13 protein-coding genes and 2 pseudogenes are annotated in these 15,236 nt (G+C 41.2%); 6 read left to right on the top strand and 9 right to left on the bottom strand.

The window, feature by feature from the left end:
• Positions 1–10 precede the first annotated feature (10 nt).
• The 3 genes from CJF29_RS04590 to CJF29_RS04580 are packed head-to-tail and all read right to left on the bottom strand — an operon-like array spanning position 11 to position 3,765.
• Positions 11–883 carry a hypothetical protein gene (locus CJF29_RS04590; protein ID WP_004312378.1) on the bottom strand — a complete coding sequence of 291 codons (873 nt, stop codon included), beginning with the start codon at positions 881–883 and terminating at the stop codon, positions 11–13.
• A 21-nt stretch (positions 884–904) separates the two neighbouring features.
• Positions 905–2,005, bottom strand: coding sequence for an ROK family protein (locus tag CJF29_RS04585; protein WP_099146189.1), 1,101 nt, complete (start codon positions 2,003–2,005; stop codon positions 905–907).
• 29 nt (positions 2,006–2,034) lie between these two features.
• A complete protein-coding gene (locus CJF29_RS04580; RefSeq protein WP_099146218.1) occupies positions 2,035–3,765 on the bottom strand; it encodes a class I mannose-6-phosphate isomerase in 1,731 nt (576 codons plus the stop codon).
• A 142-nt stretch (positions 3,766–3,907) separates the two neighbouring features.
• Between CJF29_RS04580 and CJF29_RS04575 the strand changes: the two genes are divergently transcribed.
• Positions 3,908–4,636 carry a GntR family transcriptional regulator gene (locus CJF29_RS04575; protein WP_032852854.1) on the top strand — a complete coding sequence of 243 codons (729 nt, stop codon included), beginning with the start codon at positions 3,908–3,910 and terminating at the stop codon, positions 4,634–4,636.
• A gap of 109 nt (positions 4,637–4,745) precedes the next feature.
• Here CJF29_RS04575 and CJF29_RS04570 read toward each other — a convergent pair whose 3' ends face one another.
• A complete protein-coding gene (locus CJF29_RS04570; protein ID WP_055235731.1) occupies positions 4,746–5,543 on the bottom strand; it encodes a hypothetical protein in 798 nt (265 codons plus the stop codon).
• 462 nt (positions 5,544–6,005) lie between these two features.
• Here CJF29_RS04570 and CJF29_RS04565 point away from each other — a divergent pair.
• Positions 6,006–6,110 (top strand): annotated as a pseudogene (locus CJF29_RS04565) (LD-carboxypeptidase); the annotation flags it as partial.
• Positions 6,111–6,140: 30 nt separating this feature from the next.
• Here the strand turns inward: CJF29_RS04565 and CJF29_RS04560 are convergent.
• From CJF29_RS04560 to CJF29_RS04550, 3 genes and pseudogenes are all read right to left on the bottom strand, one after another.
• The gene (locus CJF29_RS04560) at positions 6,141–7,415 is read right to left on the bottom strand and encodes a type II toxin-antitoxin system HipA family toxin (protein ID WP_099146187.1); all 1,275 of its coding nucleotides are present in this window, start codon (positions 7,413–7,415) and stop codon (positions 6,141–6,143) included.
• Positions 7,412–7,741: a helix-turn-helix domain-containing protein gene (locus tag CJF29_RS04555; protein ID WP_074559463.1), complete on the bottom strand. Its 330-nt coding sequence runs from the start codon at positions 7,739–7,741 to the stop codon at positions 7,412–7,414. Before CJF29_RS04555 ends, CJF29_RS04560 begins: the two co-directional genes overlap by 4 nt.
• 126 nt (positions 7,742–7,867) lie before the next feature.
• Positions 7,868–8,107, bottom strand: a pseudogene (locus CJF29_RS04550) (hypothetical protein); the annotation flags it as partial.
• A gap of 133 nt (positions 8,108–8,240) precedes the next feature.
• Between CJF29_RS04550 and CJF29_RS04545 the strand changes: the two are divergent.
• Positions 8,241–8,675, top strand: a complete 435-nt coding sequence (locus CJF29_RS04545; protein ID WP_074559465.1) for a DUF6078 family protein — start codon at positions 8,241–8,243, stop codon at positions 8,673–8,675.
• Positions 8,676–8,826: 151 nt separating this feature from the next.
• On the opposite strand, the gene CJF29_RS04540 is transcribed toward CJF29_RS04545, so the two are convergent.
• Together CJF29_RS04540 and CJF29_RS04535 are read right to left on the bottom strand one after the other, a co-directional pair.
• A complete protein-coding gene (locus CJF29_RS04540) occupies positions 8,827–9,576 on the bottom strand; it encodes a hypothetical protein (protein WP_074559466.1) in 750 nt (249 codons plus the stop codon).
• 11 nt (positions 9,577–9,587) lie between these two features.
• A complete protein-coding gene (locus CJF29_RS04535; RefSeq protein ID WP_074559467.1) occupies positions 9,588–10,949 on the bottom strand; it encodes an MATE family efflux transporter in 1,362 nt (453 codons plus the stop codon).
• 105 nt (positions 10,950–11,054) lie between these two features.
• Between CJF29_RS04535 and lysS the strand changes: the two genes are divergently transcribed.
• Genes lysS through CJF29_RS04520 form a run of 3 tightly spaced genes read left to right on the top strand, consistent with a single transcriptional unit; the run spans position 11,055 to position 15,160 of the window.
• Positions 11,055–12,782 (top strand): lysine--tRNA ligase, encoded by a 1,728-nt coding sequence (gene lysS, locus CJF29_RS04530; RefSeq protein WP_074559468.1) that lies wholly within the window; start codon positions 11,055–11,057, stop codon positions 12,780–12,782.
• A 26-nt stretch (positions 12,783–12,808) separates the two neighbouring features.
• Positions 12,809–13,804 (top strand): NAD(P)H-dependent glycerol-3-phosphate dehydrogenase, encoded by a 996-nt coding sequence (locus CJF29_RS04525; protein WP_004299378.1) that lies wholly within the window; start codon positions 12,809–12,811, stop codon positions 13,802–13,804.
• Between the two features lie 18 nt (positions 13,805–13,822).
• A complete protein-coding gene (locus tag CJF29_RS04520; RefSeq protein ID WP_008650174.1) occupies positions 13,823–15,160 on the top strand; it encodes a glucose-6-phosphate isomerase in 1,338 nt (445 codons plus the stop codon).
• Positions 15,161–15,236 lie beyond the last annotated feature (76 nt).

Raw genomic sequence — 15,236 nt, 5'->3', positions numbered from 1 at the left:
AGATTGTTTATTAATAAGATCCCGGATTACAAGACGCTACAATATAGTTATCCGGATTTTGTCCCCGATAAGGAGTAAAATCTTCAGTTTTGGATACTGGCGTATAAACTTCCAACACTCTTTCATTTGAAGAATAGCCATCCCCCAGCCCTGAAAGGTCTTGATAACTTTCCAATATCATTTTACGATCCGACAACTGTAATACATTATAATGAGTCATCAAAGCTTGGGACGGTGAAAACACATTATAGTGAATGGTAGATAGAGTCTTGACAGTAGCGCCGTCCATGGTAACCTGCCATGCACAATAGGAGTTTAATGTTTCCAAAGCAGCACTTGAGAATATGAATCCCCAATCAACCTGCCAAGTCAGGTCTGAATTAAACCGATGTATATCATCTTTCAAATCGGGAGTAGCTGTATCTTCTCCTTTAATAGTTTGTGATGCCAATACCCAGTCATATTTTAGCAATAACGGAATCTGCGCCAGCTCCACTGTTAAAACCAGATCTGCGGCATCCACCACACTATTATTCTCATCCATTCCATAAAAGGAGTACACTAATATTCCATTTTCATCACCGGCGATAATCTCCTCAGTGAATGTATATGGAAAGCTCAATTCCTTCACATTCAGTTCCTTTAAATAAGAACTGACTTCTTTTCCTTCGATACTTTTCTTAACCACAATTTTTGAAATCAAATCAGGATGAGACAATGACAGTTCTACAGAAACATAATCCCCAATCTTAATTTTCCCCTCCAAAATACTTAAGGTCAGTAACCCTGTCTGTTGCTTATCATCACTCTTACACGAAATAATTAATGATGATATCATTCCTAATACAATAGAAATGAAAATGATTTTTTTTAGTGTTTTCATATGATATTTAGTTTACGAATATTACGTTAAATCTATTTTTTGTAGCGCATAGGCATAAGCACCTCGCATAATAGAGCGGCTAGCACCTTCTTTACTGCACAGCACCAAGGTCTGTTTTAATTGATGATAGGTAGTAGTCAAATGAGTACCAGGAATGACAACCTGACTATCAGATAAACTCAAGAAACGAGCTCTCTCCGATTCATCTTCTCCATTATATACTTGCATAGAAACGCATGGAAACTTATTTCCCGAAAAAGTTGTCAGTTGTGCCCTAAGTTCTGTTATCAGAGCTGGTAATATATATTTTGAGGCTCCTGCGACTCCTCCACCTATAACCACCAGACCATCCACAACATTCAGTACCGAAGCAATAGCAGCACCTGCCATTATACCAAGTTCATTAAAACTTGCGATTGCTGCATGACTGTCACCTTCCTTTATACCTTCAGCAATGTCATAAATATCTTTTGGACTTAATGAAGCAGAGCTTTGTCCGGACAAATCGCTGTATACTCTTCTCACAGCGCGTATGCTAACACTTTCTTCAGCAAGCATATCCGGATATTTCTTATTTCTCATAAGCCAGATGTCCCCTCCACAACCATTATCTCCGGTCAACAAGACTTTATTTATAACAACTCCTGCACCGAATCCGGTTCCCAATGTTATACCAATCAAATTTTTATATTCCCTGCTGCAACCAGCTAAAGATAATTCCCTGTTTATCATAGGCAATGCACCCGATAAGGCTTCACCGTAAGCAAACAGATTTCCATCATTTTCTATAAAAACCGGAATTCCGTATTTATGCTTCAAAAAAGGACCTAATGCAACACCTCCTCTAAATGAAGAAAAATTGGGCAAATCTCCTATGATTCCATTCTCATAATCAGCAGGGCCCGGAAAAGCAAAACTGATCGCAACTGGGGGAACTGGTATAGCAGCTATCACTCTATCAAATCCTTTCACCAATACTTCCAGGCACTCGTCTAAGTTATCAGAAACTGCCGGAAGCCCTATTGGACTTATCATTTCATTATTCCCTTGAATGGCAGAAAATACAAAATTTGTTCCTCCTGCATCCAGAGTCAAAACTACCCGTTTATCATATTCATACATATACTATTTTAGGTTTAAAAGTTCAAGTACTAAAATCTGACATATGCCTTGATAGTGACACATTCCTTATCGCGACACTTTCCATAAGGTTTGATTGTATATTCGCCAACAGAAGCAGGAATGATAAATGTTTCCGCATAATGCACCACGAAAGGTTCAAAGGCGTGAGTAGGACTCTCAACGACGGCCTCTTCTCCCTCCAGCAGATTCAGCACATTTACACTGTCGTTTGTGTGATGCAGCACCGGTGACGAGAAACGGTGACGGCGGGTTTCGATAAATTCATTCGGATGCAATCCGGTACGTTCCTCAATCCACCCATCTCCGGAAGCCACTTCTTTAAACTGGTTGCGAAGATGTTCATTTACATATTCCGTATCCCGGTTCCAGTTGATTACGCATTTACCACGTTCCACATTGATTGGGCGTGGTTTTCCATCCAGTCCCAGACGTTGCCAGTCCCATAGTTTGAAAGTAAAGAGGTTCGGAGTCGAACTGATTTCAAGTACCATACTGTTGGCACCGGAACAATGAACAGTTCCTCCCGGAATCAGGAAGTGATCGTGTTTCTTTGTCGGAATCTTGTTGACATACTTTTCTGCGTCGAACACCAATTCGCCTTTTTGTGCCTTACGCAAATCGTCGATCATCGCTTCTTTATCAACGCCCGTTTTCACTCCCAGATAAACTACGGCATCTTCTTCCGCATCTACCATGTAGTAACTTTCATCCTGTGTATAGTACATACCGAAACTATCACGGATAAATTGAGTGGTAGGATGCACCTGCAAACTCAAATTACCTCCACCTATCGTATCCAAAAAGTCGAAACGGATGGGGAAGTCTTTTCCAAAGCGTGCTTCCACCGGTTCACCAAGCAACTCTTTACTTTTCAGCAAAACCAAATCGACCGAAGGAAGTTCGAAGCGCACTCCGTTCACCTCAAAATAGAGGCTGTTTTCTTCGGGCACACAGTCAAAGCACCAGCCAAAATTTTCGCGTTCACGATCCAAGTCGCAAACTTCTTTCATCCATTGACCACCCCAGGGAGCCGGATCGAAGAAAGGAACTACCCGGAACGGTGTTTTCACCGTTGCCTCTACCCCTTTAAAGAAAGTATCCTTATCAATCATCTTCGGTGTTCCGGCCACATGGGTGTCAATCCAGAATTCTACCCTGTCAAACAATCTTTCCTTATACCTATCACATACTCTCCAATCATTGAAATACCCTCTCTTGTATTGCAAAGAAACGGCATCTTTCCGATTGTCTATCCCTAAAGCTTTTACCTCATGCCGACGGAAACGTTGTTGAATTTCCCAACGTGCCATATCCGCATAAACTACCATCGCATCCTGCGGAGCAACAACAGCAGCTCCCGTACCTATGATTACAATGGTTTCTTTCGCTTCACTGATTTGCTTCCGTGCAGCAGCCACCTTATCCGCATCCAAATAATCTTCCAGCTTCAAATTGGTAACATAGCCGAATAACACATCTTCAGTCATGAAGCGTTCTGTCAACGTTTGAATTTCTTTTTCCGGTTTCATCAAATCACGTACATTCATCACTCTTCCGGAGAATTCTTTTGAAAAAGCATCCAGCACTTCTTCTTCATATACTCCTGTATATAAATCCACAGCCAGCACTTTTCTTGCATCCATTTTCTTTTTTAACATAGAAATGATACTATCCCAACCCTGAACAAGCATCCCCGTCAGCTTCGTAGAAGGAAATTTATCATAATTAGCTTTTCTCATGTTTATAGCGTTTTTAAATTTTATATGTTCATACATACTTTCAATTGTGCAAATATATAGATTTTATTTTTATTCCAAACAAAACTTGGATTATTTTTTGATAAATCTTATATTTGCTGAAAATAAACCAATCAGAATAGATATGAAATTAGATCATAATAGTGATAAACCGCTTCATATTCAGGCAGAAGAGATACTAAGAAGACTCATAGAATCTGAAGAGTACAAAAACGGAAAGCTATTTCCCAATGAGGTCGAATTGTCTGAACAATTACATATTTCAAGGAACACATTGAGACAAGCTATCAACAAACTCGTGTTTGAGGGGCTTTTGGTACGCAAGAAAGGCTACGGAACGAAGGTAGTAAAGAAAGGTATCGTAGGCGGAGTAAAGAACTGGCTTAGTTTCTCACAGGAAATGAAGATGTTAGGTATCGAGATTCGCAATTTCGAGCTACATATCAGTTTAAAGCGTGCAACCGAAGAAATCGGTACGTTCTTTGATTTAGGTTCCAGTCCCGACACTCGCTGCGTAGTGATGGAGCGTGTCAGAGGAAAAAAAGAATATCCGTTTGTTTACTTCATCTCTTATTTCAACCCCAATATTCCACTGACAGGAGAGGAAGATTATACACGTCCATTATACGAAATGCTGGAAACCCAATATAATATAGTGGTAAAGACCAGCAAGGAGGAGATTTCAGCCAGACTTGCAGGGGAATTTATTGCAGAGAAACTGGAGATAAAATCCAATGACCCTATATTAATAAGGAGAAGATTTGTTTATGATGTGAACGGAGTACCTATTGAATACAACGTCGGATATTATCGGGCAGACAGCTTTACTTATACAATAGAGGCAGAGAGATAGACCGTATGTTCATACATATATAATATAAGGAGGCTATTTTAGAAGTTGAAATCTCTATCTTTCCTTTAAAATAACCTCTTTATATCATCTCTCTTTCCATAATCATGTCCTACCCGTCATTTATTATCGAACTACCATTAGAGCATCCGGCAAGAATCCGATCCAGACTTTCATCCACAACACCTATCATCTGAAGTTTGGATAATAAATGATAGTAAGAAGTTTTTCCTACTCCTTCTATTCTCAACAGACTTTTCCACCCTCTTCCCGATACGATTTCCAATAAATCTTTTACTGTTCGAACATCTTGATTATACAAGACATTAGCCAACCGAGTATCAGCTACTTTACAAACAGGCAATTGAAGTATCCACTCCTCCTGCCCAACATTTATATTCTTATTATTGTCTGCCAAAGATAAAAAACGAGCATCGATAGCACGCTTTCGATAAGTAGCCAATATATCTTTTTTCAGTTTCAACCCTTTAAGTATAGAGTTATACATTTGCAATGTCTTCCCATAGGTAATTCGATGCCGATCAGCCACTTTCGCTACTGATTCTCCTGTAGAAATTGAATAGAAGATATCGCGGGTAACAGGGTGAAGAATCAATGCTGACAGTTCACGAATGATTATTTCATATAGCGGTTTACAAGTCGTCTGTGTTCTCAATACATATAGTAGATCATCGTATTTGGAAATGATAAAGTCCCGTTCCAGTTTCTTTTCTTCTACGATTTTAGAAAGGTAACCTGCTTCTAAACCAAGTCTTTTGTGAGCTTCCAGATAAGCATCCAAACTCTCATCATCCAAAAACAACTGATCGTCGATTCGGGAACTCGTAATGTATCCAAGATTTGCCCAATTCTTTAGAATAGCTTCTTGAATGTCGCGTCTTTCAGACATCTGTTTTGTTGTGAGCCAATTTGACATAAAAAAACGGAACTAGATTAATAATATCAACTAGTTCCGTACCTTTTATTATAAAAGAGTACGGAGCTGCCACAATCCCGCAAACAGGAGGTAGTAGCGGCTACCTTTCAGACACGGGCAGACAGCCCGTACCCTATGAGAAGTCATAGAAGTACAGGCGTCTCCCGGTGTCTGAAAAAAAAATCCGCTACGATTTCCTGTTCACCGAGGAAACGCACAATCGCATACCACAAAGGCATACTACGTTCCAATGACAAAGGTACAAATACTTTTCGGAAAATAACAAGAGAGAGGTATAAATGTTTAGTGAAAATCAAAGACAGAATATTGTATTAAAAAAAGCCGGTTATTCGAATCGTTTTAAAGTTTACACAATCCTGTTTTAATGAGGAAACATATCCGGCATCATTTTTTTTCGTGTATTATCGCAGAAGAGATCATCCGGTCTATTTCAATTTTCCGGTAGGACACGTGACTCATAACCTGCCGCTCATTAATGGAGCGAGAGTAGAATTTACCATCAGGGAAAAGGAGGTTGAATTTTATTGTCCTGATAACACTACAGCCCATTCAAACAGCAGAGAAAACAAAGGAACTGTATCTATCAAAACGGTGGGCAAATAAATCTATCTCACGCTTCGAAATTTGGAGCCTCATAGCCAATTGACGCCAACCTTTCATAGTGTCAACTACTTCGGAAATTATTTTTACAGCCATGTCTTTGCTAAGCATATAATCCTCACAAGCATCCAACAAAATCGTCAAATCCGACTCACAAGAAGAACTGGAGATTAGCAAACTTTGCTGTTCATTCAAAGTCGGGTTCATATCATACGCCGGAGAAAGAGTCCACCCTTTGGGAGTTAATAGAAAGCCATGATTACGAAAATGATCATCCGTATTACCCACACAGATATTGAATGCTACTCTACGATAAAGCTCTTGAAGATTAACTTCTACATTCGTACAACCCTGTATCATAAAGTCAACAATATCCAGATAACCATTCCCTGTACCAGCATTAGCTCCATCCATCAATCCAAGCAGAGTCATAGCGGAAGCAAAATGAATGCGCTTTCCATCATCTCTCCGATCAAACCGCTTGGATAAAAAGGTATGATATTTACTTTCTGTAGCAAGTACTCCGGTTGAAGCTACCCTGATTCCAGCTTTCGCTGCCAGAAGATGACAAAAATGTTCCCATAGACCGACATCATAATCATCTTTCCGGGATGGAAATTTAGCGATATACAATATTTCCTGTTCATCAGTCACACTCGCTTTTGGCCGTGCACCTCCAAGAGAGGTACCGGGTTGAATTAGCTGAATCAGCCATTTTTTATCTGGCAAAAGATTCTGTTCTTCACTTTTCTCAATCTCCTGACTGGCATACATCAGTTCCCGGACAGCCGTAAGTGGAGGTATTCGCAATTTATTACTGGTATTGATAAAATCACCGTTAGGATTCTCTTTAAAACGAAAACCACCCATCCGAGAAAAGTCATCAATGCCCACTAGATAATCAAATGAAGTCAGTCGACGTACAGCACGTTTTTCTTCTGCTGCCAACAACTGCTCACGTCTGTTCAGTAAAGCTCGTCCCCAGCGATCGGGTAAAGCATCAGAAAAACATCCAAAGATACCTTTGCCTTGTTGGGTATATTGTATTCCAGGATAGTTATTCAAATCTTCACTTAAAAACAAGTCCCCATATTTTTTCAGCCAATCATTACTAAACTGAAATCCATACGTTTCTGAACCACGAAGCACTTCATAGCTCAATTCACCAATCAATTCTATATCTTTCAGCCAATCAAAATCGGCATATACTTCTATCTTTTTCATTGACTAGTTTTCTTTTTAGACGCTCTCTCCCGTTGCTTCAAGCTCAAGTCCTGCAATGCTTTGCCCATTTTATCCTCTTTTGCCAATAAAAGAATATCACCATCCAGCTGCAAAGCATAGAGTACTCTCAAATAAATACCAATAGAAACAGTAGGCAATCCCTTTTCCACCCGTGAGACCGTAAGTTCCGAACAAGTAGCGCGTTCTGCTACCTGCGCAATACTCAAATTCCGTCTCAAACGAGCCAATTTTATTTGTTCGCCTACAATCTGCATTTTCGAAATCAACTTGCGGGGAAGTTTAGTTCCCATCGTACTCTTTGTCATAATCGTAATCTATCATATAATATACAAAGATAAGATTTATTATTTATTATATGATTGGTTGATAAGAAAAAGATTGGATTATTCCATATTAAATATTACTGGATTCTCTCTATTATTTCATCTATCATTTATTATTAGACTTATCAATAGAGTGTCCGGCAAGAATCCGGTCCAGACTTTCATCACAACACCTATCATCCGAAGTTTGGATAATAAATGAGCATTGATAGCACGCTTTCGATAAGTAGCCAATATATCTTTCTTCAGCTTCACCCCTTTAAGTATAGAGTTATAAATTTGCAATGTCTTTCCATAGGTAATTCGATGCCGACCAGCTACTTTCTCTATTGATTCTCCTGTAAAAATAGGCTACTTTTGAAACAAATAGAATTGACTATTTATCGCCTCATCCCATTCACAAGATAAAACAATAGCATTTTTATCTTGTCTACAGGATAAAAAACACCTATATTTGTATCATTGATAAGATATAAAAATCATGAACCCAAAAATTGACTTTAACGACGTCCCAAAGAATTATTTATACTGCACCCACAGCAAATGTCCGCGCCGTAATAAATGCCTACGCTATCAAGCTACGCTCTGTATACCGCAAAACGTTCCTGATTTCCGGACAGTCAATCCCAACCATATAATAGGAAACGAAGACAACTGCAACTTTTTCAAACCATACTGCACTTCACGCTTTGCATGCGGAATAGACCACATATTGGACAACCTCCCCTATTCTACGGCTGTCACCATCCGCAAAGAATTATATTCTTTGATGGGGCGCAGTATGTTTTACCGCATCCGCAACAAAGAACGAATGCTACATCCTGACGAACAAAAGCAGATTGTCGCTGTCTTTCTAAAACATGGTATCGAAAATAAACCAGAATTCGACCAATATATCGATTTATTCGATTGGTAAAACCTTTATCAGAAAGGCTATAAAGTGGCGTTTCCGAATATTCTGACAAGGGATAATACTCACCCCTATGAGAAAAAATACTCATACTAATGGGAATATATTCTCATAGGTATGAGTATTTTTTCTCATAGGGGTGAGTATCGTTGAGAATTTAACCAGCCTTATCTATAAGCTCCAATATCATCCGTGCAAACTCTTGAACAATCTTATTATTTTCTGACCGACTCACAACGTCCTCCTCATGTGTATCCAGTTCAAGATCCTCTTGCAATCGGAACATTTCCTCTTTTCCACATGTTATCAGTTGATCCTTTTTACACATATTCCAAGGAACGAAAGTCTTGCAGATAAAAAGCTCCATGCCGGACACCATCATAACCGACCCGAGCGAGATGCCATCCGGACTGGTATACCACACAGGATTCAGCAACTCTTTCATTTCTTCTTCACTCAAGAATAAATGGTCGGTATTATAGCGCATGGCGGTGTTCGTTTTAAAATACCTTTTTATCAGATCCTCTCCGGTGAGTTCCAACCCCATCCGCAGGGCATATCTGCTGAAAAAATGAGGAGGATAAAAAGTCACACCGGGGACAGAACCTTCTTTAGTCGGTAAATCGTATCGATAAACATACTTGCCGTGATCTGTTTCTCTGACACAAACAAGAAAGCTATCAACATATTGCTTCAAACGTCGCTTACTCTTGGCGAAAAATATCAAAATCCATTTGTTCTTCCTGGGTGAAGTGACTGTAGAGAAAAGAAACATCGGAAATCTGCTTTGCCTGCGGAAATACTTTAGAGCATCCGGCATTTTTTTTCGCATTATCATGCTCACGTCCATATAGTCCTTTGCTACTTCATTCGCCAATTCCTCGTAAGACATTTGTGAAGTTATCATATTTCCTTTTTTTAATGTTTCAAATTACTTGATAATGAAAACTGCCGGAACTGCCACCACAACATACCTCCGGATATAAGACTAGCCGCCAAATCTGCCACAGGCATACTGGCCCAAACGCCTATTTGTCCATAATAATGAGGCAAAATCAACAAACAGGGAACCAGAAATAACATCTGCCGCGTCAGCGACAAGAAAATGGCTTTACTTGCCATTCCGATACTCTGGAAGAAGTTGGAAGCTACCATCTGAAAACCAACAATCGGGTAGAAAAATACCACAATACGAAAACCTTTAGAAGCAATATTGATTAATTCTTCGTCCGAAGTAAAGATGGAAGATACGATTTCCGGAATGAACATACCTATCAGGAAACCAATCGTCGTCACTACAGTCGCACAGCAAATGGTTGCTTTCAGCACTTTCGTCACACGGGGATAGAGCTTCGCACCAAAATTATATCCCGCAATAGGCTGCATCCCCTGATTCAATCCCAACACAATCATAATAAAGACAAAGACGATGCGATTGACAATACCGAATGCTCCGATTGCCAAATCACCTCCATATTCTTTCAATCCCTGATTAATCAGAATCACAATAAAACAAGAAGCCATATTCATCAGGAAGGGAGACATACCGATAGCCAATGAATCCAGCACGATTTTCCGTTTCAAACGGAAAATACCTTTTTTCAACCGTATCAGCTCGTCTTTACGGCAGAACAAATGAAGCTGCCAGACCAATGCGATCAACTGTGCACAAACCGTAGCCGTAGCCGCCCCACGGATTCCCCAGTCAAATACAAAAATAAACAATGGCGCAAGCAATATATTGATTATCACTGTCGTTATTGTTGCCATCATCGCTTTCTGCGGATGGCCCGAAGCACGGAGCACTGCATTCAGTCCCAGATATAAATGGGTAACCACATTTCCGAGCAAGATAACCTGCATAAATTCACGGGCATATTTCACCGTTTCATCGCTTCCCCCGAAAAAGTAAAGTATCGGATCGAGGAAAGGAAGAACAATTACCGTAAAAGAAATACCTATAATAAGGTTTAATACAAACACATTTCCCAAAACCCGCTGTGCGGTATCATAATCTTTCTGTCCCAGCTTCACCGAAATCAATGTAGCCGCACCGACACCGACCAGTGAGCCGAAAGCCGCGGCAAGATTCATTAGCGGGAAAGTTAACGCCAATCCGGAAATAGCCATCGCACCCACCCCGTGACCGATGAAAATACTATCTACCATATTGTAAAGAGAAGACGCCGTCATGGCGATAATTGCCGGAATGGCATACTGCATTAAAAGCTTCCCAATCTTTTCCGTACCCAACGCAGTGGGTGTCTTTTGTCCTGTCATACCTATTAGTTTGAGGCGGCAAAGATACAAAAAAGAGATGGATTACAGGATATATGAGAAAAGTTTCGTATTTTTGCCTCCAAAATTGAGTTAATACGTAACGAAATGAATATATTAGAACTAAGTGAACAGGAAATCATTCGACGCAACAGCCTGAATGAGCTTCGTGCGATGGGTATTGATCCGTACCCAGCAGCAGAGTATGTAACCAATGCTTTCTCTACAGATATTAAAGCTGAATTTAAAGACGATGAGGAGCCACGCCAAGTTTCCGTAGCCGGTCGTATCATGAGCCGCCGCGTGATGGGTAAAGCATCTTTCGTTGAATTGCAAGACTCTAAAGGTCGCATTCAGGTGTACATCACCCGTGATGATATCTGCCCGGGAGAAGACAAGGAACTGTACAACGCTGTATTCAAACGCCTGCTCGACTTAGGTGACTTTATCGGTATCGAAGGTTTCGTGTTCCGCACACAGATGGGTGAAATCAGTATCCATGCTAAGAAACTGACTGTACTTGCAAAGTCTATCAAACCGTTGCCTATCGTTAAGTACAAAGACGGGGTAGCTTATGACTCTTTTGAAGATCCCGAACTCCGTTATCGCCAACGCTATGTGGACCTGGTAGTGAACGACGGTATCAAAGAAACATTCCTGAAACGTGCCACTGTGGTGAAAACATTGCGCAATGCTTTGGACGAAGCCGGTTACACGGAAGTGGAAACTCCCATCCTGCAATCTATTGCCGGTGGAGCAAGCGCACGCCCGTTCATCACTCACCATAACTCACTGGATATGGATCTTTACCTGCGTATCGCAACAGAACTTTATCTGAAGAGACTGATCGTTGGTGGTTTTGAAGGTGTATATGAAATAGGTAAAAACTTCCGTAACGAGGGTATGGACAAAACCCATAACCCGGAGTTCACTTGTATGGAACTCTACGTACAATATAAGGATTACAACTGGATGATGAATTTCACCGAAAAGTTGTTGGAACGTATTTGTATCGCAGTGAACGGTAGCACAGAAACAGTGGTTGACGGAAAAACCATCAACTTCAAAGCTCCTTACCGCCGTCTGCCTATTCTGGACGCTATCAAAGAGAAGACAGGATATGACCTGAACGGCAAGAGCGAAGAGGAAATCCGCCAAGTCTGCAAGGAACTGAAAATGGAAGAAATCGACGAGACGATGGGTAAAGGCAAGCTGATTGATGAAATCTTCGGAGAATTCTGCGAAGGCACATATATCCAGCCGACTTTCATCACCGATTATCCGGTTGAAATGTCTCCGCTGACCAAGATGCACCGCTCTAAACCGGGACTGACCGAACGTTTTGAACTGATGGTGAACGGTAAAGAGCTGGCTAATGCCTACTCGGAATTGAACGATCCGCTGGATCAGGAAGAACGTTTCAAAGAACAAATGCGTTTGGCCGACAAGGGAGACGACGAAGCGATGATTATCGATCAGGACTTCCTGCGCGCTTTACAATATGGTATGCCTCCTACATCGGGTATCGGTATCGGTATCGACCGTCTGGTGATGTTAATGACCGGACAGACTACCATTCAGGAAGTATTGTTCTTCCCGCAAATGCGCCCGGAAAAAGTAGTGAAAAAAGACGCTGCTGCCAAATACATGGAATTGGGAATTGCAGAAGACTGGGTTCCGGTGATTCAAAAAGCCGGTTACAACACAGTTGCCGACATGAAAGATGTCAATCCGCAGAAGCTGCACCAAGACATCTGCGGCATTAACAAGAAATATAAATTAGAACTGACCAATCCGTCGGTAAACGACGTAACTGAGTGGATACAGAAAATTTAATAAATTCTTCATCCAAATCCATACAAATGAAATTACCCGGCAAGATAGCGATAATGGGCGGAGGAAGTTGGGCTACAGCCATCGCAAAGATGTGTCTGGCCCAAGAGGACTCTATCAATTGGTACATGCGGCGAGACGACCGCATTGCCGATTTTAAACGATTAGGGCACAATCCGGCTTATCTGACAGGAGTGAAATTTGATACGAGACGCATCACTTTCAGTTCCAACATCAACGATGTTGTGAAAGAATCGGATACACTGATCTTCGTCACTCCCTCTCCTTATCTGAAGGCGCATCTGAAAAAGTTGAAAACCAAGATAAAAGATAAGTTTATCATCACCGCTATCAAAGGAATCGTACCCGATGACAACGTTATTGTATCGGAATACTTCACAAAAGAATATGGTGTGCCACCAGAAAACATAGCAGTCCTTGCAGGTCCCTGCCACGCAGAAGAAGTAGCTTTGGAGCGACTCTCCTACCTGACTATCGCCTGCCCTGATAAAGACAAGGCACGTATCTTCGCACGCCGTCTGGGAAGCAGTTTTATCAAAACATCTGTCAGTGATGACGTGGCGGGTATCGAATACAGTTCGGTGCTCAAAAACGTGTATGCCATTGCTGCCGGTATCTGTAGCGGACTGAAATATGGCGACAACTTCCAGGCTGTATTGATTTCTAACGCCATTCAGGAAATGAATCGTTTCCTGAACACGGTGCATCCGTTGAACAGAAACGTGGATGAATCTGTTTATCTGGGGGATTTATTGGTGACCGGCTACTCCAACTTTAGTCGTAACCGTACTTTCGGAACGATGATAGGTAAAGGGTATTCCGTGAAGAGTGCGCAAATTGAAATGGAAATGATTGCAGAGGGTTACTATGGTACGAAATGTATCAAAGAAATCAATAAGCATCATCATGTCAATATGCCGATACTGGACGCTGTGTATAACATCCTATACGAACGTATCTCACCAATGATCGAGATTAAATTGCTGACTGACTCTTTTAGATAATCTTTAAACAAGAACGATATGATTAGTTTAAACATTGAAAAGACATTTGGATTTATCTCCAAAGAAAAGGTTTTTGCTTACGAAGCTGAAGTAAAAGCCGCACAGGAAATGCTTGAAAAAGGTACAGGCAAAGGTAATGACTTTTTAGGATGGTTGCATTTGCCTTCTTCTATCACTAAAGAACACTTAGCCGACCTGAACGCTACAGCAAAAGTATTAAGAGATAACTGTGAAGTAGTAATCGTTGCCGGTATCGGTGGCAGCTATCTGGGTGCCCGTGCCGTAATCGAAGCTTTGTCTAACAGCTTCACTTGGCTGCAGGAAAAGAAAACGGCTCCTGTCATGATCTATGCAGGACACAATATCAGCGAAGATTATCTGTACGAACTGACTGAATATCTGAAAGATAAGAAATTCGGTGTCATCAATATTTCTAAATCAGGAACTACTACCGAAACTGCTCTTGCTTTCCGTTTGCTGAAAAAGCAATGTGAAGATCAGCGCGGTAAAGAAACTGCAAAGAAAGTAATCGTTGCTGTGACGGACGCTAAAAAAGGTGCTGCCCGTGTTACAGCTGACAAAGAAGGATACAAAACATTTATCATCCCTGACAACGTAGGCGGACGTTTCTCTGTACTGACTCCGGTTGGTTTGCTGCCTATCGCAGTAGCCGGATTTGATATCGACAAACTGGTTGCCGGTGCTGCCGATATGGAAAAAGTATGCGGATCGGACGTTGCATTTACTGAAAACCCGGCTGCTATTTATGCTGCTACCCGCAATGAGTTGTACAGGAATGGCAAGAAGATCGAAATCCTCGTTAACTTCTGCCCGAAACTGCACTATGTAAGCGAATGGTGGAAACAGCTTTACGGAGAATCGGAAGGAAAAGACAATAAGGGTATCTTCCCTGCATCGGTAGATTTCTCTACAGACCTTCATTCTATGGGTCAATGGATTCAGGAAGGCGAACGTTCTATCTTCGAAACTGTGATTTCAGTAGAGAAAGTTAACCACAAACTGGAAGTTCCTTCTGACGAAGCAAATCTGGACGGCTTGAACTTCTTAGCCGGCAAGCGTGTGGACGAAGTGAACAAGATGGCCGAACTGGGAACGCAGCTGGCTCACGTAGACGGTGGCGTACCTAATATGCGCATCGTACTTCCGGAATTGAGCGAATACAACATTGGTGGTCTGCTCTATTTCTTCGAAAAGGCTTGTGGTATCAGCGGTTATTTGCTGGGCGTGAACCCATTCAACCAACCGGGTGTGGAAGCATACAAAAAGAATATGTTTGCCTTGCTGGACAAACCGGGTTATGAAGAAGAATCCAAAGCAATCCGTGCAAAACTATAAATCAAGAACGTTTTATAAACGGTAAACTATAAACAATGAACGGTGAACAACTATGCTATATGCATGGATTTGTTCA

Origin of the sequence: Bacteroides celer (genome assembly GCF_002632415.2) — a bacterium.
In the GTDB taxonomy this organism is placed as follows: domain Bacteria; phylum Bacteroidota; class Bacteroidia; order Bacteroidales; family Bacteroidaceae; genus Bacteroides.
Note: the sequence above shows the minus strand (reverse complement) of the source record. Positions and strands in the feature narration are given on the sequence as shown.

Coding starts and splice junctions, on each gene's coding strand:
- CJF29_RS04575 (WP_032852854.1), top strand. CDS start 3,908: ATGAAATTAGATCATAATAGTGATAAACCGCTTCATATTCAGGCAGAA.
- CJF29_RS04590 (WP_004312378.1), bottom strand. CDS start 883: ATGAAAACACTAAAAAAAATCATTTTCATTTCTATTGTATTAGGAATG.
- CJF29_RS04585 (WP_099146189.1), bottom strand. CDS start 2,005: ATGTATGAATATGATAAACGGGTAGTTTTGACTCTGGATGCAGGAGGA.
- CJF29_RS04560 (WP_099146187.1), bottom strand. CDS start 7,415: ATGAAAAAGATAGAAGTATATGCCGATTTTGATTGGCTGAAAGATATA.
- CJF29_RS04540 (WP_074559466.1), bottom strand. CDS start 9,576: ATGATAACTTCACAAATGTCTTACGAGGAATTGGCGAATGAAGTAGCA.
- CJF29_RS04525 (WP_004299378.1), top strand. CDS start 12,809: ATGAAATTACCCGGCAAGATAGCGATAATGGGCGGAGGAAGTTGGGCT.
- CJF29_RS04545 (WP_074559465.1), top strand. CDS start 8,241: ATGAACCCAAAAATTGACTTTAACGACGTCCCAAAGAATTATTTATAC.
- CJF29_RS04570 (WP_055235731.1), bottom strand. CDS start 5,543: ATGTCTGAAAGACGCGACATTCAAGAAGCTATTCTAAAGAATTGGGCA.
- CJF29_RS04580 (WP_099146218.1), bottom strand. CDS start 3,765: ATGAGAAAAGCTAATTATGATAAATTTCCTTCTACGAAGCTGACGGGG.
- CJF29_RS04535 (WP_074559467.1), bottom strand. CDS start 10,949: ATGACAGGACAAAAGACACCCACTGCGTTGGGTACGGAAAAGATTGGG.
- lysS (WP_074559468.1), top strand. CDS start 11,055: ATGAATATATTAGAACTAAGTGAACAGGAAATCATTCGACGCAACAGC.
- CJF29_RS04555 (WP_074559463.1), bottom strand. CDS start 7,741: ATGACAAAGAGTACGATGGGAACTAAACTTCCCCGCAAGTTGATTTCG.
- CJF29_RS04520 (WP_008650174.1), top strand. CDS start 13,823: ATGATTAGTTTAAACATTGAAAAGACATTTGGATTTATCTCCAAAGAA.